Annotated in this window: 3 protein-coding genes; all 3 read left to right on the forward strand. The window is 34.2% G+C overall.

Features of this window, described 5'->3' with window-relative positions; all coding sequences use genetic code 11:
* The coding region (locus tag U0839_RS08590; RefSeq protein ID WP_413550481.1) for a glycosyltransferase family 4 protein at positions 1-855 on the forward strand (855 nt) is incomplete at its 5' end.
* Positions 855-1,781, forward strand: coding sequence for a mitochondrial fission ELM1 family protein (locus U0839_RS08595; protein ID WP_413550482.1), 927 nt, complete (start codon positions 855-857; stop codon positions 1,779-1,781). The genes U0839_RS08590 and U0839_RS08595, both read left to right, overlap by 1 nt.
* A 153-nt stretch (positions 1,782-1,934) precedes the next feature.
* Positions 1,935-3,149, forward strand: a complete 1,215-nt coding sequence (hmpA, locus tag U0839_RS08600; protein ID WP_155565391.1) for an NO-inducible flavohemoprotein — start codon at positions 1,935-1,937, stop codon at positions 3,147-3,149.
* Positions 3,150-3,188: the final 39 nt, after the last annotated feature.

Consider the following 3,188-nt stretch of genomic DNA (forward strand, 5'->3'; position numbering starts at 1 on the left):
CTTAAAAAAAATAAGGTAGACTTGGCCATATGCACAATGCCGGGATTATTAGATATGATTATGATTTCGGCCTTGAAAATATTGAAAATCCCATGTGTTGTAATTATTCACGATGCTTATCCTCATCCGGGGGATGGATATCTTTTTCAACATTTTTTGCAAAGACAGTTGATTAAAAATTCAGATTTGATCGTAACTTTTACTCAATACGTATACAATCAATTAAATAAAAGGAATTTTTTATCAAAATCAAAATTTATAAGGGTATGGCATCCCCCTTTAAAATATGATTATGAAAATATTTCTGTTTCAAAAAACAAAAATGAAATACATCTTTTGAATTTTGGTCGTCTTTTGCCTTATAAAGGGTTTGATCTGTTAAATGACGCTTTAAAACTAGTCAAATCGGATAGGTCTTATATAGTTCGTATAGTAGGGCAGGGTCCAAAAAGCAAGGTTTTAAAACTGTTAAATCGTAGAAAAAATGTATATGTCGAAAATAGATGGGTTCCGGAAAATGAAATTGCATCCATTTTTGAATGGGCGGATGCTATAATCTTGCCGTATGAGGAGGCCAGTCAAAGTGGTGTTTTGGCCATTGCCCTGGCATTTTCAAAACCCGTTTTAATAACAAGGGTAGGAGGATTAATGGAGCAATGCAATCATAAAGACCTTGTTTTTTTATGCAATCCCAATCCTGAAGATATAGCCAAAAATATTGAGAAAATTCTGGAGTTGCCTTTTCCGTTAAAAAGAGAACATATAGATACGTCACATGAATGGAAAAAAATGGCAAAGGATTTAATTTCGCAAATAAACGAGAAATTCAATTTTCATTTAAAGTTAGATACTTGATGACAGAAGTTTCAATTTTGACAGAAAATTTTGCTGGAATGAAAACGCAAGCCCTTGGGTTTGTTAAAAGGGCACAATTTGATTACAGTTTTCATCAGTTAAAACCTAGATTGCCCTGGAAATTTATTTCAGCACCCTTTTGGCCCAATCCTTTGAAAGCGGTATTTCCTTTTCAACCAAAAGATAATTCTGTAATTGTAAGCGTAGGAAGTGTGGGGGGTGTTGTAAATGCCGACTTACGCAAGAAAAATCATATAGCCATACATATACAGAATCCGCGTATCGCATTAAATAAATTCGATCTTATCATTGCCAATCCTCATGATAATATTAAAGCGGATAATGTTCTTGTATCGCGTAATGCATTGCATCATATAACTCCCTCATTGCTGTCTGAAAATTTGCATTATTGGAATTCCATTCTTCATGATCCGGTAAAACCATTGGTAAGTGTTTTGCTGGGCGGAAATAATGGCAGATTCAAATTTGGTGTAAAAGAAGCTGAACAGATTGCTTATCAATTAAAAAGGGTTATTACCAAAAACAATATTTCACTTGCGGTAACTCCTTCAAGAAGAACGAATCCTTCAGCTTTAAAAAGATTGAAAGAGATATTATCACCATTTAGTGTATATATTTGGAATGGTGAGGGAGAAAATCCCTATTTAGGATTACTGGCATGTGCTGATTATATATTGGTTACAATTGATAGTGTTTCAATGGTTTCTGAGGCTATTGCCACTTCTGTACCAGTAATGATCTTGCCATTGCCCGGTAAATCAAAAAGAATTTCTTCCTTCATCAATTCAATGATTAATGAAAAACGAATCAGGATGTTTGAGGGGAAACTTGAAACATGGCGTGTCACCTCGATTGATGATACAGATGAGATCATCAATCAAGCAAAGTTAAAATTAAAATTATAAAATTTTATTAATAATTTACTTTTATTTTTTCTTAAAAAGAGTATATTGAATACATCTTTAATGATTTATCTTAGTTGTAACAGGGTTTATTAAGATTTTTATTAAAGATGTATTTTAAATATATTATTTAATTAAAATTAAGGGTCACTATAAATGCTAACCGAAGCTCAAAAAACGCTTGTTAAAAATACAGTGCCAGTTTTAAGAGAGCATGGTATTGAACTAACTTCCTATTTCTATAAACGGATGTTGAATAATAATGCTGAACTTAAACAGATTTTTAACCGTGGACATCAAGAAGCCGGAAAGCAACAACATGCACTTGCTACGGCTGTCCTGGCATATGCAGAAAATATCGATAATCCAACCATACTAGAAAATGCTTTCATTCATATTGCCAATAAACATGTAAGCCTGAATATTCGGGCGGAACATTATCCTATTGTTGGGGAACATCTTCTGGCATCTATTAGTGAGGTATTGGGTGAAGCCGCTACAGATGATTTGATCGAAGCTTGGGGAGCTGCCTATCAACAATTGGCTCAACTGTTAATTGATATTGAATTGGGCATATACAAAGAACAGATCAGGGAACATGCATGGACAGGTTGGAGAGGATTTAAAATAGTCAAGAAAATTCCTGAAAGCGAACAAATCACGTCGTTTTATCTACAACCGGTTGATGGGGGCAAGCTTCCAGAATTTTATCCTGGACAATATGTTTCAGTTCGAATTTATGTCCCGGAATGGAATTTAATTCAGCCGCGTCAATATACATTATCTGATTCTCCTGGAAAAGATTCGTTGCGTATTACGGTTAAACGTGAAGATGGTAAGGGGAAAACTCCGGCAGGTAAGGTTTCCAATCTACTTCATAAGAGTTATGATGTTGGGGATATCATAGATCTGTCTGCACCAGCAGGAGAATTCTATCTAAATCAGCAAGGGAAAAATCCGATTATTCTTATGAGTGCCGGGGTTGGAATTACTCCCATGTATTCCATGCTGTCTTTTCTGCATGAAAAACAAAGTAATCGTTCTGTCCATTTCATTCACGGAACACATAATGGTAAACAACATGCCTTACGTGAAAAAGTAAATGAAATTGTTGAAAAAAGTCCCACTTTTAATCGCTTTATTTTTTATTCAAAACCTGATGGTGAAGATAGACAGGGAATAGATTATGACTATCAAGGGCGTATGGATATCAATAGGATAGATCAGTCAATTTTTGATAAAGATGCTGATTATTATCTTTGTGGACCTGTTGAATTCATGAAAGATGAGGGTAAAAAATTGAAGGAAAAAGGTATTCCACCTGAAAAAATTCATGTTGAGGCTTTTGGAACAGGAGTTTTTAGCATTTAATCAATTAAATGTTTTACCATGATATTTATATACTTTTTT

This window comes from Commensalibacter sp. A3DC (assembly GCF_047307945.1).
Taxonomy (GTDB): domain Bacteria; phylum Pseudomonadota; class Alphaproteobacteria; order Acetobacterales; family Acetobacteraceae; genus Commensalibacter; species Commensalibacter melissae.